At 70.5% G+C, this 22867-nt stretch carries 21 protein-coding genes and 1 tRNA gene; 4 read left to right on the forward strand and 18 right to left on the reverse strand.

Annotated elements, in window-relative coordinates; all coding sequences use genetic code 11:
- Window positions 1-147: 147 nt before the first annotated feature.
- From ACH34T_RS01850 to ACH34T_RS01925, 16 genes are all read right to left on the reverse strand, one after another.
- Window positions 148-1296, reverse strand: coding sequence for an MraY family glycosyltransferase (locus ACH34T_RS01850; RefSeq protein WP_395990139.1), 1149 nt, complete (start codon window positions 1294-1296; stop codon window positions 148-150).
- Between the two features lie 80 nt (window positions 1297-1376).
- Window positions 1377-2582 (reverse strand): DUF2207 domain-containing protein, encoded by a 1206-nt coding sequence (locus ACH34T_RS01855; RefSeq protein WP_395990140.1) that lies wholly within the window; start codon window positions 2580-2582, stop codon window positions 1377-1379.
- 121 nt (window positions 2583-2703) lie between these two features.
- Window positions 2704-3483: a BTAD domain-containing putative transcriptional regulator gene (locus tag ACH34T_RS01860; RefSeq protein ID WP_395990141.1), complete on the reverse strand. Its 780-nt coding sequence runs from the start codon at window positions 3481-3483 to the stop codon at window positions 2704-2706.
- A gap of 169 nt (window positions 3484-3652) precedes the next feature.
- Window positions 3653-4537, reverse strand: a complete 885-nt coding sequence (locus ACH34T_RS01865) for an L-threonylcarbamoyladenylate synthase (protein WP_395990142.1) — start codon at window positions 4535-4537, stop codon at window positions 3653-3655.
- A 107-nt stretch (window positions 4538-4644) separates the two neighbouring features.
- The gene (gene prmC / locus ACH34T_RS01870; RefSeq protein WP_395990143.1) at window positions 4645-5505 is read right to left on the reverse strand and encodes a peptide chain release factor N(5)-glutamine methyltransferase; all 861 of its coding nucleotides are present in this window, start codon (window positions 5503-5505) and stop codon (window positions 4645-4647) included.
- Between the two features lie 108 nt (window positions 5506-5613).
- Window positions 5614-6678 (reverse strand): peptide chain release factor 1, encoded by a 1065-nt coding sequence (gene prfA, locus ACH34T_RS01875; RefSeq protein ID WP_395990144.1) that lies wholly within the window; start codon window positions 6676-6678, stop codon window positions 5614-5616.
- Between the two features lie 142 nt (window positions 6679-6820).
- Window positions 6821-7039 carry a 50S ribosomal protein L31 gene (rpmE, locus tag ACH34T_RS01880; protein ID WP_021598595.1) on the reverse strand — a complete coding sequence of 73 codons (219 nt, stop codon included), beginning with the start codon at window positions 7037-7039 and terminating at the stop codon, window positions 6821-6823.
- Window positions 7040-7282: 243 nt separating this feature from the next.
- Entirely contained in the window at window positions 7283-7936 is a 654-nt protein-coding gene (locus tag ACH34T_RS01885) for a response regulator (RefSeq protein ID WP_395990145.1), read from the reverse strand.
- 118 nt (window positions 7937-8054) lie between these two features.
- A complete protein-coding gene (locus ACH34T_RS01890) occupies window positions 8055-9464 on the reverse strand; it encodes a sensor histidine kinase (RefSeq protein ID WP_395990146.1) in 1410 nt (469 codons plus the stop codon).
- A 239-nt stretch (window positions 9465-9703) separates the two neighbouring features.
- Window positions 9704-11827: a transcription termination factor Rho gene (gene rho, locus ACH34T_RS01895; RefSeq protein ID WP_395990147.1), complete on the reverse strand. Its 2124-nt coding sequence runs from the start codon at window positions 11825-11827 to the stop codon at window positions 9704-9706.
- Between the two features lie 453 nt (window positions 11828-12280).
- Window positions 12281-13231: a homoserine kinase gene (thrB, locus tag ACH34T_RS01900; RefSeq protein WP_395990349.1), complete on the reverse strand. Its 951-nt coding sequence runs from the start codon at window positions 13229-13231 to the stop codon at window positions 12281-12283.
- A 91-nt stretch (window positions 13232-13322) separates the two neighbouring features.
- Window positions 13323-14426, reverse strand: coding sequence for a threonine synthase (gene thrC, locus ACH34T_RS01905; protein ID WP_395990148.1), 1104 nt, complete (start codon window positions 14424-14426; stop codon window positions 13323-13325).
- 196 nt (window positions 14427-14622) lie between these two features.
- Window positions 14623-15924, reverse strand: coding sequence for a homoserine dehydrogenase (locus ACH34T_RS01910; RefSeq protein ID WP_395990350.1), 1302 nt, complete (start codon window positions 15922-15924; stop codon window positions 14623-14625).
- 14 nt (window positions 15925-15938) lie between these two features.
- Window positions 15939-17330, reverse strand: coding sequence for a diaminopimelate decarboxylase (lysA, locus tag ACH34T_RS01915; RefSeq protein WP_395990149.1), 1392 nt, complete (start codon window positions 17328-17330; stop codon window positions 15939-15941).
- Window positions 17327-17974 carry a DALR anticodon-binding domain-containing protein gene (locus ACH34T_RS01920; protein WP_395990150.1) on the reverse strand — a complete coding sequence of 216 codons (648 nt, stop codon included), beginning with the start codon at window positions 17972-17974 and terminating at the stop codon, window positions 17327-17329. Before ACH34T_RS01920 ends, lysA begins: the two co-directional genes overlap by 4 nt.
- A gap of 49 nt (window positions 17975-18023) precedes the next feature.
- On the reverse strand, window positions 18024-18386 hold the full coding sequence (locus ACH34T_RS01925; RefSeq protein ID WP_395990351.1) for a response regulator transcription factor: 363 nt from the start codon (window positions 18384-18386) through the stop codon (window positions 18024-18026).
- Between the two features lie 127 nt (window positions 18387-18513).
- On the opposite strand from ACH34T_RS01925, the gene ACH34T_RS01930 reads away from it, so the two are divergent.
- The 4 genes from ACH34T_RS01930 to ACH34T_RS01945 all read left to right on the forward strand — a co-directional run bounded on the left by ACH34T_RS01930 (window position 18514) and on the right by ACH34T_RS01945 (window position 21602).
- Window positions 18514-18588: transfer RNA gene (locus tag ACH34T_RS01930), tRNA-Arg, on the forward strand.
- A gap of 1070 nt (window positions 18589-19658) precedes the next feature.
- Window positions 19659-20177 (forward strand): hypothetical protein, encoded by a 519-nt coding sequence (locus tag ACH34T_RS01935; protein WP_395990151.1) that lies wholly within the window; start codon window positions 19659-19661, stop codon window positions 20175-20177.
- The gene (locus ACH34T_RS01940; RefSeq protein WP_395990152.1) at window positions 20174-20545 is read left to right on the forward strand and encodes a hypothetical protein; all 372 of its coding nucleotides are present in this window, start codon (window positions 20174-20176) and stop codon (window positions 20543-20545) included. The genes ACH34T_RS01935 and ACH34T_RS01940 overlap by 4 nt, the downstream gene beginning before the upstream one ends.
- A gap of 91 nt (window positions 20546-20636) precedes the next feature.
- The gene (locus tag ACH34T_RS01945; RefSeq protein WP_395990153.1) at window positions 20637-21602 is read left to right on the forward strand and encodes a phytanoyl-CoA dioxygenase family protein; all 966 of its coding nucleotides are present in this window, start codon (window positions 20637-20639) and stop codon (window positions 21600-21602) included.
- Here the strand turns inward: ACH34T_RS01945 and istA are convergent.
- Together istA and ACH34T_RS01955 are read right to left on the reverse strand one after the other, a co-directional pair.
- On the reverse strand, window positions 21599-22432 hold the full coding sequence (gene istA / locus ACH34T_RS01950) for an IS21 family transposase (protein WP_395990154.1): 834 nt from the start codon (window positions 22430-22432) through the stop codon (window positions 21599-21601). The two genes, ACH34T_RS01945 and istA, sit on opposite strands and share 4 nt — an antisense overlap.
- Window positions 22433-22822, reverse strand: a complete 390-nt coding sequence (locus ACH34T_RS01955; RefSeq protein WP_395990155.1) for an alcohol dehydrogenase catalytic domain-containing protein — start codon at window positions 22820-22822, stop codon at window positions 22433-22435.
- Between the last annotated feature and the right edge of the window lie 45 nt (window positions 22823-22867).

The following is a 22867-nucleotide window of genomic DNA, read 5'->3' on the forward strand; positions in this document are numbered from 1 at the left end:
GGCCGGCGCCGCGGTGACGAGTACCGCTGCTAGCGTCCGGCCGCCGTCCGTTGCGGGCCCGGCGCCAACGGCTGCGGCGCCGGGCCCGCCCGCGCGGGTGACGGCCGCGCGGGTGACGGCCGGGCGGGTGACGGCCGGGCGGGCAGGTCAGACCGGCATCGTGGGGCGGTCGGCGGGGCGGTCGCTTCCGGGGACGGCGGCGGGACGGCGGCGCGGCTTGGCGAGCATGAGGACGACGCCGGCGACCGCCACCAGCAGCGTGATGCCGAGGGTGATCCAGGCGGCGTCGAACTGCGCGAGCCCGATCAACCCTGACGCCAGCAGCCCGACCCAGAAGTACATGATCAGCACGGCGCGGCGGGTGGAGTGGCCGAGCTCCAGCAGCCGGTGGTGCAGGTGCTGCTTGTCCGGCGCGAACGGCGACCTGCCCTGGTTGGTGCGCCGCCACACCGCGAGCAGCATGTCGATGAACGGGACCGCGGCCACCGCAGGGATCAGCAGCATCGGGACGAAGAACGGGAACAGCCCGTTGGCGAGCACGGCCGGGTCGAACTGGCCGGTCAGCATGATCGTGGATGCGCTGAGCAGCAGCCCGATCAGCATCGAGCCGGTGTCGCCCATGAAGATCTTGGCGGGGCTGAAGTTGTGCGGCAGGAAGCCCAGGCACATCCCGAACAGGATCGCCGCGATGAGGGTCGCGGCGGACAGCGTGGTGAGCCCCTCCGTCCGCGACAGCAGGTAGGCGTAGGAGAACAGCGCCAGCGCGGCGATCCCGACGACGCCCGCGGCGAGGCCGTCCAGGCCGTCGATGAAGTTCACCGCGTTGATCGTCGCGACGACGATCAGGACGGTCAGCGGCACCCCGTAGGCGGGCGGCAGCGTCAGCGACTCGCCCGTCGGCAGCGGGATCACGTAGATCTGGATGCCCTGCATGATGAAGATCCCGGCCGCAGCGACCTGGCCGGCGAACTTGGTGAGGGCGTCGACCTCCCAGCGGTCGTCCGCGATGCCGATCAGCACCAGCAGGCCGCCGGACATCAGCAGCGCCTTGGTGACGCTGATGTCGCCGTCCGCGAGGACCTTGCGCATCTCCGGCAGCCCGGTCGCCACCACGAGCGCCGCGACCATCCCGCCGAACATCGCGAGCCCGCCGAGCCGGGGCGTCGGGATGACGTGCACGTCGCGTTCGCGGGGGACGGCCTGCGCGCCGAACCAGACGGCGAACGTGCGGACCAGCGGGGTCAGCAGGTAGGCGACCAGGGCGGCGACCAGGATGCTGAGCAGGTATTCCCGCACTCCTCTGCGCCTCCCCTCACCGGTCCGGCCCGCGCACGCCCCGTACCCCGTCCGTGCAGGCCGTCACCTTGGTAGACGGCTCACCGGGACGATCTGTTCACATCGCGACCGACCAACTGTAGTCCTCCCGGGGGCCGTCCGGTGCCCGATCGCGTCGTCCCGGAACCGTCCCGGAACCGGTGGACGCAGCCGATCCCGGCCCCGACGATCATGAGCGCGAGCCCGCCGAGGCACCGGTCCCCCAGCGAGAAGGCCCAGGGCCCGTGGGCCGCCACGTCGTCGCCAGCGTCGGCGACGACCAGCAGGAACCCGGCGGCCGCCAGCGCCGCTCCGACATGCCTCGGCGGCGCCGGGCGCCGGGCGAGCACGGCCAGGGCCGCGAGGGAGAGCGCGAGGAGCGCGGTGCCCGTCCAGTCGCCCGTCCAGCGCGGCGGGACGTACCGCGGCGGCGCGACGGCGACCGCGTGCTTGGGCATCCTGACCCTGATCGTCATGCCCTCGTGCGGGGCCAGGGCGCGCTGGATGAAGTCCACGGCGTAGGGGCCGTCGCGGTCGCGCAGACACCGGGTCGTCGCGCCTGGGGCGCCCGCGCGGCACGTGACGACGGCCGAGCGGAGCTCATCGTCTGATCGGTGGTCGGGTGGGGGCTGGAGGACGGGGTTCCGCAGCGGCACCGGCGCCTCCACCCGGACGGCCGCGTTCCCGATCGGCACGTTCCAGCCCGTGCCGATCGCGTCCCAGACCAGCTCGTCGTGGCGGGCGCGGGGCGTGAACGCCCACGCCACCGCGTACTCGATCACGTACGCCTGCCGTCCGCGGACCTCGCGGTTCCGGTCGCCGACGCTGATCCGCACGTCGTTGAGGAACTTCATCGTCCTGACCCGGGACGGGGCGCCGGTCGACGAGCTGCTCCGGACGTCCCGCACGTCGTACACCCGATCGCCGTGCCGGAACGGCACGATCCGCACGATCCCGTGCTCGCCCGCCTGGTCGAAGTCGTAGGTGATCGTCTCCCGGACGTACAGGACGCCGTCCGCGCCGATGGTGAGGACGACGTCATAGGTCGGGATGCGCTCCCGATCGGCCGGAACGCGCTTCCCGAACTCCTCGGCGGCGGCGGTACCGGCAGAGCCGGGGGCACGGGCGGAGCGGGGGGCACCGGCGGAGCCGGAGGCGGTGTGGGAGGCGGAGGCGGCGTCGGAGCGGGCGGGCAGCGCGACGAGGACCAGCAGCAGCACGCCCGCGGCGATCGCGGGCCCCTGGACACGGCCACGCACGTCAGGCATGGTTCCACCGTTACCGCAATCACGCCGCCGTAACGACGCCGATACTCCCACCGGGCCACCGACCCCTCCCCGTCCGCATCAACACCGGCACCCCGCCGTTTCTGGGCGTCCGCACCCGAGGTCACGGAGTGCGGACGGGCCGGAGAGGCGCCGCGGAGACCCCCTCCTGCCGGTCCGGCCTCGTCCCGGTGCGGACGAGGTCGCGGAACATGCGGCTCGGCTCCACCCCGAGAGCGCGGCGGACGGCGGCCTCGTACTCCAGATAGACGCGGCGCGCGGCGACCGTGTCCCCGAGCGCGATGTACGAGGAGAAGATGATCCGGACCGGCGTCTCGGCGAGTTCGTCGATGCCGGCGGCGACGAGCGAGAGCTCTATGGCCTCGTGGGCGCGCCCCGCCTCCAGGCCCGCCGCGGCCGCCCTTTCGAGCGCCGCCTGCCGGAGCCGGTCCCAGCGGTCCCTTTCCACCAGCACATGGTCCTCGGCCGCGGTGCGCAGCAGCTCGGTGCCCAGCAGCCTGACCACCATCGGGTCGACGTCCCTCAGCGATTCCGGCGCCGCGTTGAGCATGTTGCTCGCGATCTTCCGGGCGGCCCGATAATCGACGGCGGCGTCGGCCGCCATGGCGATCCTGTCCCCGTCGACCTCGACCAGGGCGTCGCCGGTCGCGTCGCGGATCCGCCAGAGCAGCTGGCTCAGCCGTCTCGCCGCCCGTCCGGACTCCAGGTCCGGCCAGAGGTCCGTCGCGACCGACCTCCGGTGCAGCGGGCCGTCCTCCAGCGCCAGCCGGACGGCCAGCCCCCGGCCGGCGGCCGAGAGCGGGAGCTCGTCCGCCCCGCGGAGGCAGGAGAACTCGGGGAGGAGATGGACGATCACCTGATCCTGGGACGGCCCACTGGCCATGAGAACCCCCGTCGTCTTCGTGTCCCGTGAGTGCGGGATCCGCGGCGTCAGGCCGCTGGACGAATACCACCAGCGGGGCGTCTCACGAAGATCTCCACGACGTCGTCACAGCGTCTCCGCCTTTCGCCGTCGCCGGACCGGATCGGTCGGGGTGGGGCGGGCTCGCGGGTCAGGCGTCCTTGTTCTCGGCGGTGGGGGCCGTGGGGGCGGTGTCGGCCGTGGGGGCGGCTTCCGCGGTTGCCGGCGGTTCCTCAGCGGGTTCGGTGCGCGCCTCAGCGGGCTTGTCCCGAGTTTCGGTGGAGGGTTCCTTGGTAAGGGACGGCTTGGCGATCTCGGCGCCGGACGGGGCCTCTGCGGGCCCGACGGAGTCGTCGGAGTCGTCGGAGTCGTACGGCTCGTCCGGGTCGTCCTCGTCGGTCAGCAGGACGCCGACCACCGAGCGGATCTTGTCCTCGGGAATGGCGCCCGCGCGCAGCAGCCGCGGCACGGAGCCGGTCAGGTCCACGATCGTGGACGCGTCGGCGTGCCCCGACACGCCCCCGTCCAGGTAGACGGAGACGGCGTCGCCGAGCATCTTCTCGGCCTCCTCGACGTCCCGGGCGGCGGGACGGCCGCTGAGGTTCGCGCTGCTGACCGCCATCGGGCCGGTCTCCTTCAGCAGCTCCACCGCCAGCTCGTGCATGGGCATCCGCACGGCGACGGTCCCCTTGGTCTCGCCGAGGTCCCACATGAGGTTCTGGTTGGCGCGGCACACCAGCGTCAGCGCGCCCGGCCAGAACTCGTCGACGAGGTCCTGCCCGTAGGTGCCGAGGTTCTCCACCAGGGCCGTCGCGGCCCGTACGGACCCGACCAGGACGGGCGGCGGCATCTCCCGCCCGCGTCCCTTCGCGTCCAGCAGCTTCCGCACGGCGTCCGCGAGGAACGCGTCGGCGCCGACCCCGTACACGGTGTCGGTCGGCAGGACGACCAGCTCGCCGCGCCGGACGGCCGACACGGCCTCGGCGATCCCGCGGGTGCGCTCCTTCGGATCGGAGCAGTCATAACGTCGGCTCACGGTCGACCGTCTTCCCATCTGCGCAGCGCTCGTCCGGTATGGCACCGCCCAGAATAGCGGCGCTTCGGAGCGCTGCCTCATCGCGAGGGGGGCGCCTGCCCGGCGGTTCAGTCCGAGGCGATCCGGGCGGTGACGAAGCGGTCCCGGTTGGTGAGGTCGCGGCGGTTGCGGACGTCGCGCCAGCCGTTCTCCTCCGCGAACACCCAGTAGACGCCGTTGCCCTGCAGGTCGCTGTGCTCGACCGCCACGTAGCCGCCGGGACGCAGAAGGCGGCGCGCGGTGCGTTCGACCACGCGGATCGCGTCCAGTCCGTCGTCCCCGCCGCCCCACAGCGCGTCGGCCGGATCATGGTCGCGGACGTCGCGCGGCACGTACTCCCACTCGCTCATCGGAATGTACGGCGGGTTCGACACGACCAGGTCGACGGTGCCGTCCAGCTCGGGCAGCGCGGTGGCGAAGTCGTCCAGGTGCAGCCGGACGCGGCCGCGCTCGTCCAGTTCCTCGACGTTGCGGGTGGCGTGCACGAACGCGGTCGGGTCCTTCTCCACGGCGTGGACGCGCGATCGCGGCGCCTCCAGCCCGATCGACAGCGCGATCGCGGCGGAGCCGGTGCCGAGGTCGACGACGAGGGGGTCGCGGACGTCCATGTCGCGCAGCGTCTCCAACGCCCACCCGACCATCACCTCGGTCTCCGGACGCGGGACGAACACCCCGGGCCCGACCCTCAGCTCCAGGTAGCGGAAGAACGCGCGGCCGGTGATGTGCTGCAGCGGCTCGCCGGCCTCCCGGCGCGCGACGAACTCCCAGAAGCGGGCGTCGAACGCGCCGTCGGGGACGCCGTGCAGCTCCGAGCGCTTCACCTGGTGCACGGCCGCCGCGAGTTCCTCGGCGTCGGCGCGGGGGGAGGCGGCGCCCGCGTCCGCGAGGCGCGCGGTGGCCCTGGCGATCTCGTCGAGCAGCAGGTTCATGATCCTGCCCTTCGAGGGGGGACGACCCCCCACGCCCCCCGGTTCGCTGCGCTCATGACCACGACCTTCCGAGGGGGGCGACCCCCCACGCCCCCCGGTTCGCTGCGCTCATGATCCTTGTGCTTCGGCCAGCCGGCGTTCCATGTCCGCGTCGACGAGCGCCTGCGTGACGTTGTGGAGGTCGCCGTCCAGCACCTGGTCGAGGTTGTAGGCCTTGTAGCCGACCCGGTGGTCGGAGATCCGGTTCTCCGGGTAGTTGTAGGTGCGCACCCGCTCGGACCGGTCGACCGTCCGGACCTGGCTCTTGCGCTCCGCCGCCGCGGCCTTGTCGGCCTCCTCCTGCGCCATCGCCAGCAGCCGCGACCGCAGGATCCGCAGCGCCTGCTCCTTGTTCTGGAGCTGGCTCTTCTCGTTCTGGCAGGACACGACGACGCCGGTCGGCTGGTGCGTGATGCGGACCGCCGAATCGGTGGTGTTGACGCTCTGCCCGCCCGGACCGGACGAGCGGTACACGTCGATGCGCAGGTCGTTCGGGTCGATCTGGACGTCGACGTCCTCGGCCTCGGGCGTCACCAGCACGCCGACGGCGCTGGTGTGGATGCGTCCCTGCGACTCGGTGGCCGGGACGCGCTGCACCCGGTGGACGCCGCCCTCGTACTTCAGGCGCGTCCAGACGCCCTCGTCCTGCGCGCCCCTGGCCTTCACGGCGACGGTGACGTCCTTGTACCCGCCGAGGTCGGACGGGTGCGAGTCGAGGACCTCGGTCTTCCAGCCGACGCGCTCGGCGTACCGCAGGTACATGCGGAGCAGGTCGCCGGCGAACAGGGCCGACTCCTCGCCGCCCTCGCCCGCCTTCACCTGCAGGATGACGTCCTTGGTGTCGTTCGGGTCGCGCGGGACGAGCAGCCGCCGCAGCCGCTCCTCAAGCTCCTCGCGGCGCCGCTCCAGGTCGGCGGCCTCGGCGGCGAACGACTCGTCGTCCCCCGCCAGCTCGCGGGCGGCGGCGAGGTCGTCCTCGGTCAAGGCCAGTTCCCGGTGCGTCTCGACGATCGGGCGGAGCTCCGCGTAGCGCTTGCCGAGCTTGCGCGCCAGGCCCTGGTCGGCATGGACGGACGGATCGGCGAGCCGTTCCTCGATGCCCGCGTATTCGCTGATCAGTTCGTCGAGATTCACGATGTGTCCTGGCCCGTTCCGGCGCGGTGGCCATGCTGGTCCGCGACGGTCCGCGGCGGCCTCCGGATGCCGACTTCGAAGGCCCGGGGACCCTCGGTGAGTCCCCGGGCCGTCACTGGTCGCTGTATGTGCGGCGGTCGTCCTACTTGCCGGCCTTCTTCTTGCCGAAGCGCTGCTCGAAGCGCGCCACCCGGCCACCGGTGTCGAGGATCTTCTGCTTGCCCGTGTAGAACGGGTGGCAGTTCGAGCAGACGTCCGCGTGGATCACGCCGTTCTCGGCGGTGCTGCGGGTCTCGAAGGTGTTGCCGCACGTGCACGTCACGGTCGTGACGACATAGTTCGGGTGAATGTCAGGCTTCATGGTTCTCCTCGCTTCTGGCGGTCGCCGGGCGCTCCGGGCTCGCATGGCCGTTTCCGCATGGCGGAGCTCATGAGAGAGGTGAAGACGTGAACCGGTACCGCAGCGGTTGGCATCCCAAGTGTGCCAGATACGTGAACGTGCCGACGTCATCGGGCATTCCCGATCTTGGACGTTACCGTACGGGCCGCGCCGGGGCCGAGGCGGGGCCGTGCCGGGGCGGGGGCCAGGCGGGCTCGCCCGGGCTCAGGCGTCGGTGCGGCCCAGGTAGGCCAGGACGGCCATGACCCGGCGGTGCCCGCCCTGCGCGGGCTGCAGGCGCAGCTTCATGAAGATGTTCGAGATGTGCTTCTCCACCGCGCCCTCGGTGACGACGAGGTCCGCGGCGATGGCGCCGTTCGACCGTCCCTGCGCCATCAGCGCCAGCACCTCGCGCTCCCGCGGCGTCAGCCCCTCCAGCGGGTCGCCGGTGCGGCGGCGGCCGAGCAGCTGCCCGATCACCTCCGGGTCGATGACCGTCGCGCCGGCGGCGATGCGGCGGACCGCGTCGATGAACTCGGCGATGTCCGACACCCGCTCCTTCAGCAGGTAGCCGACGCCTTCGGCGCCGCCGCCGATCAGGTCGGTCGCGTACCGCTCCTCCACGTACTGCGACAGGACGAGGATCGGCGTGCCCGGCAGGCGCTCCCGGACGGCCAGCGCGGCGCGCAGCCCCTCGTCGGTGAACGACGGCGGCATCCGCACGTCCACGATGGCGAGGTCCGGTTTGTGCTCCTCGACGATGCCGAGCAGGCCGGGGCCGTCCCCGACCGTCGCCACCGTCTCGATCCCGGCGTCGTCGAGCAGCCGGACGAGCCCTTCGCGCAACAGCACCGAATCCTCGGCGATCACTACCCGCATCCGCCCATTATCGGCCCTGCGGCGCCGGGACGGGGCCCGCGGCCACGGGAGAGGCCCCGCGGCCGCGGACCCCGTCCCGCGTCACCCGGTGCAGGAGGGGTCACCCGGGCGCCGGAGATCACCAGGTGCAGGGCAGGTCGGCCCGGATGATCGTCGGGCCGCCGGCCGGGCTGTCCACGATGAGCATCCCGTCGATCGTGGCGGCCCGGTCGGCCAGCCCGGCGAGCCCGCCCCCGGGCCGCGCCTCCGCGCCGCCCATCCCGTTGTCGATCACCTCGACGACCACCCAGCGCTCCTCGCGGACGACGCGGACGGACGCCCGGGTCGCGCGGGCGTACTTGGCGATGTTCGCCAGCGACTCGGCGACGATGAAGTAGGCGATGCTCTCGACCGCCGCCGGCGGGCGCTCCGGCAGGTCCACGTCGACCTCGACCGGGACGGGCGCCCGGCCCGCGAGGCCGGAGAGCGCCGGGTCCAGGCCCCGGTCGGTGAGGATCGCCGGGTAGATCCCGCGGGCCAGGTCGCGCAGCTCGGAGATGGCCTCCTTGGTGCCCGAGTGGGCCTGCTCGATCAGCGCCCGCGCGCCCTCCGGGTCGTCGTCCAGCTTGGAGCGGGCCCGTCCGATGTCCATGGCCACGGCCAGGAGCCGCTGCTGCGCGCCGTCGTGCAGGTCGCGCTCGATGCGGCGCCGCTCGAACTCCGCCGCGTCCACGCCGCGGGCGCGGCTGGCCCGCAGATGCTCCGTCCGCTGCCGGAGCTCCAGGTTCTCCTTCTGCGACGGGCTCGGGCCGAGCATCAGCCCGGCGAACGCCGAGTGCCCGATCGCCATGATCCGCGTCACGTACATCGCCAGGACGAGGAAGAACAGCCCGCCCACCGAGATCGGCAGCGCCTCCAGCGGGTTGCCGGCCCAGTACGAGACGAACCCGACGCTGACCTCCGCGCCGCTCCCGTCTACCGCCACGATCACCGGCATGAACAGCAGCATGCACGTCGCGGCCCAGACCACCGCGGACAGGACGAACTCCACCAGCGTGATGGGGAACAGCACGGCGAGGTAGGCGAGGTCCTTCCAGGTGGCGGGGTCGCCCGCCATGCCCTTCAGCTTGGTCAGCGGGTTGCGTCCCGCGGGCAGCCGCCGATACGGGCTCGCGATCTTGACGCCGAACGCCGCCCGGACGAGCTGCCGTTCCAGCATCGCCCCGAACCGCCACGCGACCATCATCAGCGCCAGCATCGGCAGGCCCACCCAGATGATCAGCAGGCTGAGGGAGAGGGACAGCCCCACGATCAGGACGATGAACCAGCCGAGCCCGAACGCCATGCTGACGGCCAGATAGATCGCCGAACGCCAGGTCAGCGACGACTTCAGCATGGCGAGCGGCGTCCACGGGCTGTTCGCGACGGTCGCCGCCGCGTCACCGCCCGCCTGGATCAGCGCGGCCCACCGCGCCGCCGCCCACCGCGACGCGGCGCCGCCGCCGGCGGTCGCGCCCCCGTTCCCGGGGTTCCTGCTCAGCTCGCCCACGTCGTCCCTCCATGCCCGTTCCAACGTACGGTCCAAGCCTGCCCGGCACGCAGTGGGGCGACCATGATGTCCGCCGCCCATTCGGTGGTGGGGCTAACCCCACCATCCCCAGGCGACGGGCGCGCGGACGCCGGCGGAACGCGGAACGCCCCCGTCCGGGACCGTTCCCGGACGGGGGCGCACACCCGTCTCACGCTCGTCTGTCGAGCCCTCAGCCGACGACGGTCAGCCAACGGCGCTCAGCGGTCGTCGGAGACCGTCGTCTTCTGGACCTGGAGGAGGAACTCGGCGTTCGACTTCGTCTCCTTCATCTTCTCCAGGAGGAGCTCCAGCGCCTGCTGCATGTCGAGCGCGTGCAGGACGCGGCGGAGCTGCCAGACGACGCGCAGTTCCTCCGGCGCCATGAGGATCTCCTCCTTGCGGGTGCTGGACGCGTCGACGTCCACCGCCGGGAAGATCCGCTTGTCGGCCAGGCCACGGTTGAGCTTCAGCTCCATGTTGCCGGTGCCCTTGAACTCCTCGAAGATGACCTCGTCCATGCGGGACCCGGTCTCCACCAGCGCGGTGGCGAGGATGGTCAGCGAGCCGCCGTTCTCGATGTTGCGCGCGGCGCCGAAGAACCGCTTCGGCGGGTACAGCGCGGTCGAGTCGACGCCGCCGGACAGGATGCGTCCGGACGCGGGCGCGGCCAGGTTGTAGGCGCGGCCGAGCCGGGTGATCGAGTCGAGCAGCACGACGACGTCGTGGCCCAGCTCCACCAGCCGTTTGGCACGTTCGATCGCCAGTTCGGCGACGGTGGTGTGGTCCTCGGCGGGACGGTCGAAGGTCGAGTGGATCACCTCGCCCTTCACCGTCCGCTGCATGTCGGTGACCTCTTCTGGACGCTCGTCCACCAGGACGACCATCAGGTGGCACTCCGGGTTGTTCTTGGTGATCGCGTTGGCGATCGCCTGGAGCACCATCGTCTTGCCGGCCTTGGGCGGCGACACGATCAGGCCGCGCTGGCCCTTGCCGATCGGCGACACCAGGTCGATGATCCGGGTCGTGAGGATGCCGGGGTCGGTCTCCAGGCGCAGCCGCTCCTGCGGGTACAGCGGGGTCAGCTTGCTGAAGTCGACGCGGCCCTTGGCCTGGTCGGGCTCCACCCCGTTGACGGTGTCGAGGCGGACCAGCGCGTTGAACTTCTCGCGCCGCTCGCCCTCGCGCGCCTGCCGGACGGCCCCGGTGATGACGTCGCCCTTCCGCAGCCCGTTCTTGCGGACCTGCGCCAGCGACACGTACACGTCGTTCGGTCCCGGCAGGTAGCCGGTCGTGCGGACGAACGCGTAGTTGTCGAGGATGTCGAGGATGCCCGCGACCGGGATCAGCACGTCGTCCTCGGTGATCACCGGCTCTTCGTAGCGGTCGCGGCCGCGGCCGCGGTTGCGCTCGCGGAAGCGGCGCCCGCGACGGCTCCGGCCGCCGCTCTCGTCGTCGTCGTGCTGGCCGCCGCCGCCCTGGTTCTGGCCGCGCTGGCGTCCGCCGCCGCCCTGGTCGCCGCGCTCTCCCCGGTCACCGCGGTCGCCGCGCTCGCCCCGGTCGCCACGCTCGCCGCGGTCTCCCCGCTCGCCGCGCTCGCCCCGGTCGCGGCCTTCGCCGCGCTCACGGCCGCCGCGCTGCCGCTGGCGTCCGCCGCCCTCGCGGCCCTCGCGGCCGCCGTCGCGGTTCTCGCGCCCGTCCCGCCCGTCGCGTCCGCCCTGGGACTCGCCGTCCTCGGTGTTCTGCTCCCGGCCCTGGTCTCGCTGGTCGCGGCCCCGCTCGCCGCGGCCTTCGCCCCCCCGGTCCTGCCTTTCGCCCCGCTGCCGGCCGCCCTGGCGCCCGTCCCGCTCCGGCTTCTCCGCCGGCTCCGCCTTCTCGACCGTCCCGGCCTGCTCGGCCTGTGCGGCTGCCGGCTCCCCCGCCGGCGCCCGCTCTCCCGCCGGGGCCTGCTCGGCGACCGCGGCCTGCTCGCCCGCGGGCGCGACCTCGGCGAGGGTGACCTGGTCGTCGGACACCTCGCGCTTCGCGCCTGTGGTACGGGTCCGCCGGGGGCGCTCGGTCTTCACCGCGGCAGCGTCTCCCTGCTCGCCCCCCGCCGAGCCCTGCTCCTGGCCGCCGCCCTGCTTCTCCTGGATGGCCGCGATGAGCTGGCTCTTGCGCATCCCGGTCACACCGGTGATGCCGAGGCTGGACGCGAGCGCCTTGAGCTCGGGCAGCACCATGGCCGACAGGCCGGTGCCGGCCCGGCGGCGCCGGGGGGTGGCGGGCTCGGCGTCGGCGGCCTGCGCGGCGTCGACGGGTCCCGTACTCGATGCGTCCGTAAGGAGTTCGCTGGATTCGCTCACTAAGGGTCCTTCCCAGGGAGCGGGCGTTGGCCGGTGTTCGGCCAGCCGACCCGGTAGTGCGGCCCGGCGGGGGCGCCGGGACGGGCTCCGCTGATCACGGTGGGGCCGGGATCTGCGTGTTCTGGGCACAGCCAGATGGTGGACGGGACGGTTCGCTCGTGCGTGTTCCCTGTACCGCCACGTCCGAAGTTTCGCTGGAATGCCGGACAACGGGATGTCACGGTGTCGGGAAGCCTAGTACGCGGGACCGACACGGCCGAAGGGCCGGTCAGGTGACGCGCGGCTGACGAGCACGCTGCCCCGAACGGGGCATCTGGTGCGGCATTCAGCCTAACATCACCAGGGCGCACTGCTATTCCCCAGAGGTCGATGTCTTCGCATTTTACCTAGCGGGAACGTGCCGGACCCGCATCGGCAGCGCCGGGACGCCTGCCCCCGCCCCCGGCGCCGCCATCAGGAACGGAACTCCGATTCTCCGGTCATGACGCGCGCGCCGCGGGTCGCGACGTCCAACGGGTGCTTGAGCCACCCATTACCCACTTCAGGGACTATCGAATCAACTTGTGATGCGCTTGTGAAGGCCAGGACAGTAGGTCCTGCCCCGGAGATCACCGCCGGGACGCCCGCGGCGCGGAGCCGTCCGACCAGCGCGGCGGACTCGGGCATCGCGGGCGCGCGGTAGCTCTGGTGGAGGCGGTCCTCGGTCGCGTCGAGCAGGACGTCCGCGTCCAGGCCGCCGGTGAGCGCCGCTATGAGCAGCGCGGCGCGTCCGGCGTTGGCGGCGGCGTCGCCGTGCGGGACGCTCTCGGGCAGCAGCCCCCTGGCCCGCTCCGTCGCGAGCCGCTGTTCCGGGACGAACGCCGTGACCTGCGCGATCTTCGTCTCCAGGCGGACGAGCCTGGGGCCACGCGGGGTCGTCCAGGCGACGGTCAGGCCGCCGGCGAGGCACGGCGCGACGTTGTCGGGATGGCCTTCGATCTCGGTGGCGAGGCGGAGCGCTTCGTCGTCGCCGAGGAGCCTTCCGGCGGGGTGCAGCGCGCGGGCCGCGACGATCCCGGCGACGATCGCGGCCGACGACGAGCCGAGGCCGCGGCTGTGCGGGATCCGGTTGCGGCAGCGCAGCCGGAGGCCGCCGGGGCGCGGGACCGGTCCAGTTCCGGCCAGGCCGTCGAGCAGGTCGAAGGCGCGGCGGAGCACCCTGACGATGAGGTGCCGGTCGCCCCGGTCGGCGACCTCGGAGCCTTCGCCGTCCACCTCGATGGTCAGCGTGCCGTCCGGCGTCCCGACCTCGACCTCGACCTCGTCGTACAGGGACAGCGCGAGGCCGAGCGAGTCGAACCCGGGACCGAGATTGGCGCTGGTGGCCGGCGTCAGGACGAGGACCGGCCCCTCCGTCCAACCCACGTCGTCCGTCGGGCCCGCGTCGTTCGTCCGGCCCGCGTCGTCCGCCGGGCCCGCGTCGCTCGTTCGGCCCGTGTCGCTGGTCCGGCCCACGTCAGGTGAGGCCGAGTTCTGACGCGGCGGAGTGCGCGTCGACCTTGATGGTGGTCGGGGCGGGCGCGCCGGAGATCGCCCAGTCGGGGTCCTTGAGGCCGTTGCCCGTCACCGTGCAGACCACCCGGGAACCGGACGCGACCACACCCCGCTCACTTGCCTGCAGAAGGCCCGCGACGCTCGCCGCAGAAGCGGGCTCTACGAAAACGCCCTCTTCCCTGGCGAGAAGCCGGTAGGCGGCCAGGATCTGCCGGTCGGTGACCGAGTCGATGGCGCCGCCCGACTCGTCCCGCGCGGCGATGGCCAGATCCCAGGACGCGGGGTTGCCGATCCGTATGGCGGTGGCGATGGTCTGCGGTTTCAGGACGGGTTCACCCTTGACGAATGGCGCCGCACCGGACGCCTGGAAGCCGAGCATGCGCGGAGTCTTCGATGCCGTCTTCCCGCCGGTTTCCCCGGCGGTTCTCCCGTCGGTCTTTCCGGCGGCGTACTCCTTGTAGCCCATCCAGTATGCGGAGATGTTGCCCGCGTTCCCTACGGGCAGGCAGTGCACGTCGGGGGCGTCGCCCAGCGCGTCCACGATTTCGAACGCGGCCGTCTTCTGGCCCTGCAGCCGGTACTTGTTGACCGAGTTGACGAGGGCCACCGGATAGTCGACGGCCAGCTTCTGGGCCAGTTCCAGGCAGTCGTCGAAGTTGCCGTCCACCTGGAGGAGCCGCGCGCCGTGCACCAGCGCCTGCGCCAGCTTCCCCATCGCGATCTTGCCGTGGGGGACGAGGACCGCGCACGTCATCCCGGCCCGGACCGCGTACGCGGCGGCGGACGCCGACGTGTTGCCGGTCGAGGCGCAGATGACCGCCTTCGCGCCGTCCTCGGCGGCCTTGCTGATCGCGACCGTCATGCCGCGGTCCTTGAACGAGCCGGTCGGGTTCGCGCCCTCCACCTTGAGGAACACGTCGCAGCCGGTCAGCTGCGACAGCCGACCGGCGGGCACCAGCGGCGTCCCGCCCTCCAGCAGCGTGACGACCGGCGTCGCGTCCGACACCGGCAGCCGGTCGCGGTACTCCTCGATTAGGCCACGCCACGGGCGGGCGTTCGCGTTCACGTCGGTCTCCCTGAATGACCTGCGATATTGCCCGGGAGTCTACCGGTGCCGCCGAGCCTGCGACGGCGTCAGGCCGCCCGGTTACGGGCGTCCGATTCCACGCCGAAGCACCCGACGGCCCAAGCGCGACTCATTCGCCGCAGGTGGCATGGCTTCGTCGCGAACGACGCGGCTCATTCGCCGCGGGTGGCGTGGCTCATTCCTCGCCCTCGACGCGCATGACGCTCGCCACCTCGCGGACGATGTCCAGCCCGCGGAGGCCCTCGACCGTCGCCGCCAGGGCCGCGTCCGGGGCCCGGTGCGTCACGACGACGAGCTGCGCCTCCTCGCCCAGCCCGACCTGCCGGACGGCCTGAATCGACACCCCGTGCCTGGCGAACTCTTCGGCGACGGTGGCGAGAACACCGGCCTCGTCGGTCACGTCCACCTGGATGTAGTAGCGCGTGACCGTCTCGCCCATCGGCAGTACGGGAAGCTTCGCGTACGTCACTTCCACTGGGCCCGGTGTACCGCCGGCCACATTTCTGGCCACCGCGACCAGATCGCCAAGGATCGCGGACGCCGTCGGCGCACCACCGGCTCCCGCGCCATAGAACATCAGCGAACCGGCCGACTGCGCCTCTACGAACACCGCGTTGTACGCCTCGCGGACGCTCGCCAGTGGGTGCGACCGGGGAATCATCGCCGGATACACGCGAACTGATACGCCACGGCCGTTGCGGCCGTCCCCGCTGTTTCCGTCCGCCGAAGGAACCCGCTCGCAGATGGCGAGAAGCTTGACGACGCAGTCCATCCCCTGGGCGCCGGCCACGTCGGCGGCGCTCACCTCGGTGATGCCTTCGCGATGGACGTCGGCAGCGGTCACCGGAGTGTGGAACGCGAGCTGCGCCAGGATCGCCGCCTTGGCCGCCGCGTCGAAACCCTCCACATCGGCGGTTGGGTCTGCCTCCGCATAGCCCAGCGACTGCGCTTCCTCCAACGCGTCGTTGAACCCTGCGCCGTGCGTGTCCATCTGGTCGAGGACGTAGTTCGTGGTGCCGTTCACTATGCCGAGCACCCGATGCACGTGGTCGCCGACCAGAGACTCCCTCAGCGGCCGCAACAACGGAATTGCGCCCGCCACCGAAGCCTCGTAGTAGAGATCGGCGCCGTACTCCCGTGCCGCCGCGAACAGCGTCGCGCCGTCCTCCGCCAGCAGCGCCTTGTTCGCCGTGATGACCGACTTCCCGGACTTCATCGCCTCCAGCATCAGCGACCTGGCCGGCTCGATCCCGCCGATCACCTCGATGACGATGTCGACGTCGTCCCTGGTCACCAGGGTCTGCGCGTCCGTCGTCAGGAGCTCCCTGGCGACGCCCTCGCGGACCCGGTCCGGCCGCCGGACCGCGATCCCGGCCAGCTCCAGCGGCGCCCCGACGCGCGCGGCGAGATCGTCCGCCTGCTCGTTCAGCAGCCGGACGACCTCCGTGCCGACCACGCCGCAACCGAGCAGCGCCACGCGCAGTCCGGATTTCACGCTTCGACCTCCGCATCGAGCCGCAGCAGGTCCTCGGCGCCCTCCCGGCGGACGATCACGCGCGACCTGCCGTCCCTCACCGCCACCACGGCGGGCTTCGGGACGTGGTTGTAGTTGCTGGCCATCGACCGACAGTACGCACCGGTCGCCGCCACCGCCACAAGGTCCCCCGGCGCAATATCTTCGGGGAACCAGAGGTCCCGCACCACAATGTCGCCGCTTTCGCAGTGCTTGCCGACAAGCCTACTGAGCATGGGCGATGCGTCCGACGACCGGCTCGCCAGCGCCCCGGTGTACTCGGCGCCGTACAGCGCGGTCCGGAGGTTGTCGCTCATCCCGCCGTCCACGGACACGTAGGTGCGCAGGCCCTCGACGTCCTTCACCGTGCCGACCTCGTACACCGTCACACCGCCCGGGCCGATGATGGCCCGTCCGGGCTCCACCGTCAGCCGCGGCATGGCCAGCTCGTACGCCCTGCACTCGCGCGCCACGATCGTCCTCAGCCCGTCCGCGATGGACTTCGGGTCGTGCGGCTCCTCACCGGGCACGTACGCGATCCCGTAACCACCGCCCAGATCGAGTTCCGGAAGCTCGATCCCGTGCTCGTCCCGGATGGCCACCAGCAACTCGGCCAGCCGGTGCGCGGCCACCTCGAACCCGTCCACGTCGAAGATCTGCGACCCGATATGGCTGTGCAGCCCCACGAGCTCCAGCTGCTTCAGCTCCAGAACCCTCCGCACCGCCTCCAGCGCGGCCCCCGAACTCCTGGAGAACCCGAACTTCTGGTCGTCGTGAGCGGTCGCGATGAACTCATGCGTGTGCGCCTCGACGCCCGTGGTGACGCGCACCATCACCTTGGGCCGGGCACCCTTCTCCTTGGCGAGATAACCCACCCGGGCTATCTCCTCGAACGAATCCAGGACGATCCGTCCCACCCCGGCGTCGAGCGCCTTCTCAATCTCCCAGGACGCCTTGTTGCTCCCATGCAAAGTGACCCGCTCCATGGGGAACCCCGCCGCCAACGCGACAGCAAGCTCACCCCCACTGCAGACGTCCAGCCCGAGACCCTCTTCCTTCAACCACCGGGCCACGGCCGTACACAGGAACGCCTTGCCGGCATAGTGCACGTCGCCGTCGTGGAACGCCGCCGCGTACTCCCGCGCACGGCTCCGCACGTCCTCCTCGTCGTAGACGTACAGAGGCGTGCCGTACTCCTGGGCGAGATCCCGCACATCGACGCCGCCGACCGTCAGGACACCGTCGTCCCGCTTGGCGTTCCGTGGCCAGATCGCGGGCTCCAGCACGTTCAGATCGTCCGCCGGACCGACCGGATGATCCTCCGGCAGGACGTCGGCATGTCGCGGCCCAGCAGGGTGTACTCGACTCATATCCGCTCTCTAGGGGTCTCACCGATCATGTTCAGCCCGTCGCCGAGGACGACCCGCACGGCCTCCGCCAAGCCGACCCGTCCTTCGTGCACCACCCCGGGCGCCTCATCACCCTTCGGCACCGCAGGACACCGCTCATGGACGTCGTGGTACGCCCCGGCCACTCTCTCCAAACAGAACATCAGCGGCCTGGCATCCCGTTCCCGCTCCGCCTGGAGGGCCCTCCCTTGCACGTCCCCCAGCAGCCCCACAAGCTCAAGCTCCTCCGCCTGGACGTCCCACAGCGGCCCCCGTCCGATCCCAAGCTCCGAAGCCCAACGCCCCACCCAACAAGCCCGCACATAGGCGTACCGCACCGAAAACCCCGGATTGTCGAACGTCCGAGGCCACTCACTCCACCCGCCCTTGATCCGCGCACCCTCGAAACCGCGGAGAGCCCCCTCCACCACCTCACCCACAGACAGAACAACCCGCACGAACCCGTCCCCGCTGACAGAACCCCCGACCCGCCGCGCGATCACCCACGGATCAACCTTCAACCGCAACGCCACAGGACTCTCATAAACCCCAGCACCCCGGCTGAAAACAACGACCTCATCAGGCACCGACACAGCGAGCTCACCCTCGGCCACGGCGTCCCTCACCGCACCCACGAGAGCACCGCTCACATCGGCTGGAGTCACACCGGTGAGACTATCCGGCCACCGCGGCGAGCTTCCGCACGGTCTGGATCAGCTGATTGGGGTCGAACGGCTTGGTCACGTAGGCGTCCACCCCGATCTCGTGCCCCCTGCGCACATCATGTTCCTGCGCCCGCGCCGTGATCATCACCACCCTGATGTGCGCGGTCTCCGGGTCCCCCCGCAGCCGGACGGCCGTCACCCACCCGTCCAGCCTGGGCATCATCACGTCCAGCGTGATGACGTCCGGCCGCACCTCGGCCACCTTCTCCAGGCAGTCCTGACCGTCCACCGCGGTCGACACCTCGAACCCCTCCAGTTGCAGGTTCACGGCGATGAGCTGGCGGATCACCTCGTCATCGTCGACGACCAGCACGCGTCCCAGTGGCTCGGTCACGGCCTCGAAGTTAGCCCACTCCACCCCGCTCACGCACGGCGAACGTCCCCGTGCGCGTCACCCCGTCAACCCTGGTAATCTTCTACCGCGCCGCCCAGGGGCGCACGCCCCCTTAGCTCAGGGGATAGAGCAACGGCCTCCGGAGCCGTGTGCGCAGGTTCGAATCCTGCAGGGGGCGCCACCAGGTGGGCCAAGACAGGCACTGACCCAGCACGAACGGTGCGGAAATCTGACACGAATCGGGCCTGAGAAATCCGACAGTGCGCGAACCTTCCACACAGAACGCAGCTAACCAGATATGCTCCGTCGACTGTGGCGTAACTAGACGCCTTCGACCCCTGACTTACTGTCAAGCCCAAGTCGTGTCACCGCATCGCTCGCTCAGCGGCATGAGCGGGCGCTTGTCATCGGAGGGACTGGGGTTGTTCACGACTCAATCCGTGCGACCGTTATCCAGAGAATCGGGCTGGCAAGTGGCACCCGAATGCGGGAAGAGCTATACATTCCTGAAGCAACTGGATGATACTACAAGAGCGCTACCGGTCCACCTCGCCGGGAGACTTGTGACCGCTATCAGCCAGGTGGGGCTAATAGCCCTGCAGGCAACCGCCAGTATTCTGGAGTGGATTGCAGAGCGAATCACCACACACGATTGGGCTTGTGAAAAGCCAGAGCACTCTGGCTTTCTTTCGGAAGCGTTTCTTGCAGACGCTAGGATCATTCGACAGTTCCTAGCAGGCGCTGATTAGGCCACTTGCCGAATTGGGCTGTTTAGGGTCAAGGGACGGCGGCGCTCAGGCCGCTGGCGCGGCCCCGCGCCAGGCCGCCCGGAGCATGCGGCGTGGGCGCCGGTCACCGGACGGCCGCGCTGGGCCGCGCATCGCGCCACGTCCGCCGGCCCCGTCCCGACCGCTTACCGCAGGGGCGCGCCGCCGCCCTGACCACTCGACGCCGGGTCTCCAAGCCCGTTCGGCGACGAGCACCGGGGCGTGACTGTGGTCGAGTTCCGTTGGAGTCGTCAGGGGCGATTGCCGGAATATCGGTTGCGCGTGCGCTACCGGGGAACCCCGTGGTTCTCCAGACCCCTCCTGGAACCGGAGAGCACTCCTGCGCGAATCTGTCTGTCAGGGGTTGCACGCCGTTCGCGCGGGAGCGCCCTCCGGACTGCTGTGGAGGACGCGGGACGACGGCAGACGGGAAGATCTGTCAGCGTGGCGTACGCGCCTAGTCGCGCCATGGCATGGTGTTGCCGTGTCGTTTCCCTGGACGAACCTCATCACAGCCGGATCGACTCTGATTGCCGCTCTTGGCGGAGCTTCTCTGACAGCATTACTCAGCGGTCGGGCCGAAAGCCGTCGCCTCGCACATGAACGCCTGATGAACCGCGCTAATCAGCGGACCGAGGGGTACGCGGACTTCCTCCGCATCGCGCAAGCAGACGCCCGCCTCCTGGGCATTGCTGGCTTCCGTTTCTCTCACGGTGTTCCCGACGATGAAGAGGCACAGAAGATGATCGACGAGATGAGCGAGATCGTCGTCGCCTTCCAAGGAGCGTGTGCGCGAGTCGAGATCGTGGGCTCGGAGGCAGCGGCAAGCGCGGCCCGACGCGTCTCCGAGGCCGCCGCTCTGGTGGGCCAACGCCTTCGTATCTCCTACCTCTCAGGACAGCCCGTCGATCTGGACGCCGGAACTGCCGAGCACGCGGAACTGAAGCGCACGATCGACCAGTTCTCGCAACTGTGCCGTCAGGAACTCGCCGACGCGGATTGATCAACAGCTCGTTGCGTGCCCGTTGCGTGTCCATTGGATCGGGCGATCATGGCGCGTACTGTCATCATGAGCACAGCTGCATCAGATGCCCCCTCCTCCGCATCGACCCAGCTCAGCGGGCCAGACCGGAGGAAATCCGCGACAACCTCATCGACCGTGTCGCCGAAGCCCAACGCGAAGGCTGGGCGGGAGAAGCCGAAGGACTCAAGGTCAGCCTCGCCGCCGCCAACGCCAAACTCGCCCAGGTCGACGGGCTCATCGAACGACTCCGTACCACCATCAACCTCGGACTTCCCACTTTCAAGGACATCGCCGCCCGCACCACGCACGCCCCGACAAGACCGGATAGCACAGATCGAGAACCTTGATCTGCTCTCCGCTCAGCGAAGACTCGATCTCGACGCCCGGCTGTCCACAAATGGTTAGAAGGAGTCTTCCGCACCTGGTGATACTGCCCAGATGGATCTGAGCCAGGCCATCAGAGACTGGCGGAGCCAAGGATTCGCCGTCCTGCCCGGCTACCTATCTGACGAGGTGCTGGACCCGGCGGTCGCCGAGCTGAGCCTGATGTTCCCCTCGGAACAAGGTTTCCACAACGGCAGTGATCCGCGCCGGCAACGCTTCCTCGGTGACGAGTTCGCCGGCATCGACACTTTCCCCTTCATCAGCACCGAGATCAGCCTGCTGGCCGTGCACGACCGCCTGATCCACCTGGCCCGGACGCTGCTGCAAAATGATGATCTGCGGATCTACTCCGCGGAGGCGTGGGCGAAGTACACCGGGGCGGCCGACTACGACCAAGACCTGCACCGCGACTTTCTCAATCACACCTTGGTCGTTCCCCCTCACGGAACCGACCAGCAGCAAGTCGAGATGTTCATCTATCTGGTCGACGTTCCTGACCACCTGGGACCGCCCCATCTGGTTCCCGCCACCTACTCTGCCGGCATTCCGGCCAAGCCCAACTGGTTCCCGCGCCAGGATCCGACCGGCTCACAGGGCCCAGACGCCAGCCCTGGCACGCCAGCGGGCTTTCACGCTCCGGCCCGCCCAGAACTCTACGAGCATGAAGTGTCCGCCGCAGGTCCCGCCGGCACCGTGGTGGCCTTCCAACTCGGCACCTTTCACCGGGGCACCGCCTTGAACCGTCCCGGCGGCGCGCGCTTCACCATGCACGTCAACTACCGGCACGCGGAAGCCGAGTGGACCCATCGTCAGGGATGGGCCGACCGCAGCCACGATCCGGCCTGGTATCACTTCGTCGAACGCGCCTCTCCCCAGCAACTTCAACTCTTCGGGTTCCCACCCCCCGGACACCCATACTGGACAGCCGACACCCTCGCCGGAGTGGCGCTCCGTTATCCCGGTCTCGACCTGTCACTCTGGCGCGCCCACATGGACGACATCCGACCTCCGTCCTGCTAGTTCAGAGAAGGGATGGGGACGAGGTGATTGCGCCGGAACCAGCCGATCTGTCCCTCGACGCCGCCCTTCTCATGCGCGCCTCGGATGCCGGGCTGGCAGTAGAACGCCTCGATGCCGTAGTGGGAGTGGAACGCTGTCCACCGGTCGGCTTCGACGCGTCGACGGGAGAACTTGATCACGCTCGCGACGGCGGCCTTGAGGTTGTCGTAGCGGATCTTCCCGGTCGGCACCCCGCCGAGGACCCAGAACGCGTGTGCCCGGCCCTCGAAGAAGGCTTCCTGGCCGGCCGAGGCACTGATCCGGTGCACGGCCCTGCCGGACTCGGAGAGTCGCAGGCTGAACAGCGTGCAGGTGACAAGTTCTCCGCGTAGCCCGATCGCGACCTCGCCGAGGTCGACCTCGGCCTCACGGCCGGGCAGGGGCTCCTGGGGCATGAACGTGTCCGCGGGTTCCCGGCCCGCCTCGATCCGGATCTCACGTCGGCGGGTGGCGACGTACTCGCGCACCATCCAGTACGACACGTCAGTGGCATCCTGCTCATCGAGGAGCCGGTCGAAGATCCGCTTCGCGGTGTGTCGCTGCTTGCGGGGTGCGTCCAGGTCCGACCGTAGCCAGTCGTCTATGACGCCTCGGTAGTGGTCCAGACGTGAGCCGCGTTTCGGGGGCGGCTTGCGCTCCTTCGGCCAGGCCGACTCCAGCGCGGCGGCCAAGGTCCGGTAGCCGACGCCGTGCTTGGGCTGTAGCGCACGGTTCGACATGCCCGATCGGGCGTCGCGCCGAATCGCCGCATACAACTCGACACGAGACCCTGGCAGCTGCGCCAAATGCACTCACCCGCTTCGATTCCGGTCTGCCCAGTCGGCCAGCCCGGTGCCCCTCCCGCCCAGGCGCAGGGTGCGAAGCGCGGTGGCCCCGGCGATGGGCAACGTGGCGGCCTTGGCGAAGTCGACCCTGTCGGGCAACGGGGCGAGTTGCTCACCGTCGACGGCAACGCGCTCGGCCCACCCACCTTGTTCGGCCACGTCCACGGGTGTGCCAGCCGCCGGCCCGGTGCCGTCCGCAGCGGGCTGTACCACTACACCGGCAACGTCCTGCCCGGGCCGCCACCCGGCCGGGCGTGCCTTCAGCAGCGCGAGTTCGCCGCGGTTGATCGAGAAGGCGCGGACTCTGACAACCGCCTGCCCGGGCCGCGGCGTCGGCTCCGGCGCTTCACTGAACATGACTCTCGCTGATGTGTCCGGAGCATGTGAACAGCAGGCACTGGT

The organism is Actinomadura sp. 9N215, assembly GCF_044326345.1.
Lineage (GTDB): Bacteria > Actinomycetota > Actinomycetes > Streptosporangiales > Streptosporangiaceae > Spirillospora.

Excerpts from the sequence above, each read along its gene's own strand:
- ACH34T_RS01855 (WP_395990140.1), bottom strand. The coding sequence starts at position 2,582 with ATGCCTGACGTGCGTGGCCGTGTCCAGGGGCCCGCGATCGCCGCGGGC.
- ACH34T_RS01860 (WP_395990141.1), bottom strand. The coding sequence starts at position 3,483 with ATGGCCAGTGGGCCGTCCCAGGATCAGGTGATCGTCCATCTCCTCCCC.
- prmC (WP_395990143.1), bottom strand. The coding sequence starts at position 5,505 with ATGAACCTGCTGCTCGACGAGATCGCCAGGGCCACCGCGCGCCTCGCG.
- rpmE (WP_021598595.1), bottom strand. The coding sequence starts at position 7,039 with ATGAAGCCTGACATTCACCCGAACTATGTCGTCACGACCGTGACGTGC.
- ACH34T_RS01885 (WP_395990145.1), bottom strand. The coding sequence starts at position 7,936 with ATGCGGGTAGTGATCGCCGAGGATTCGGTGCTGTTGCGCGAAGGGCTC.
- lysA (WP_395990149.1), bottom strand. The coding sequence starts at position 17,330 with ATGAGTCGAGTACACCCTGCTGGGCCGCGACATGCCGACGTCCTGCCG.
- ACH34T_RS01945 (WP_395990153.1), top strand. The coding sequence starts at position 20,637 with ATGGATCTGAGCCAGGCCATCAGAGACTGGCGGAGCCAAGGATTCGCC.
- ACH34T_RS01955 (WP_395990155.1), bottom strand. The coding sequence starts at position 22,822 with ATGTTCAGTGAAGCGCCGGAGCCGACGCCGCGGCCCGGGCAGGCGGTT.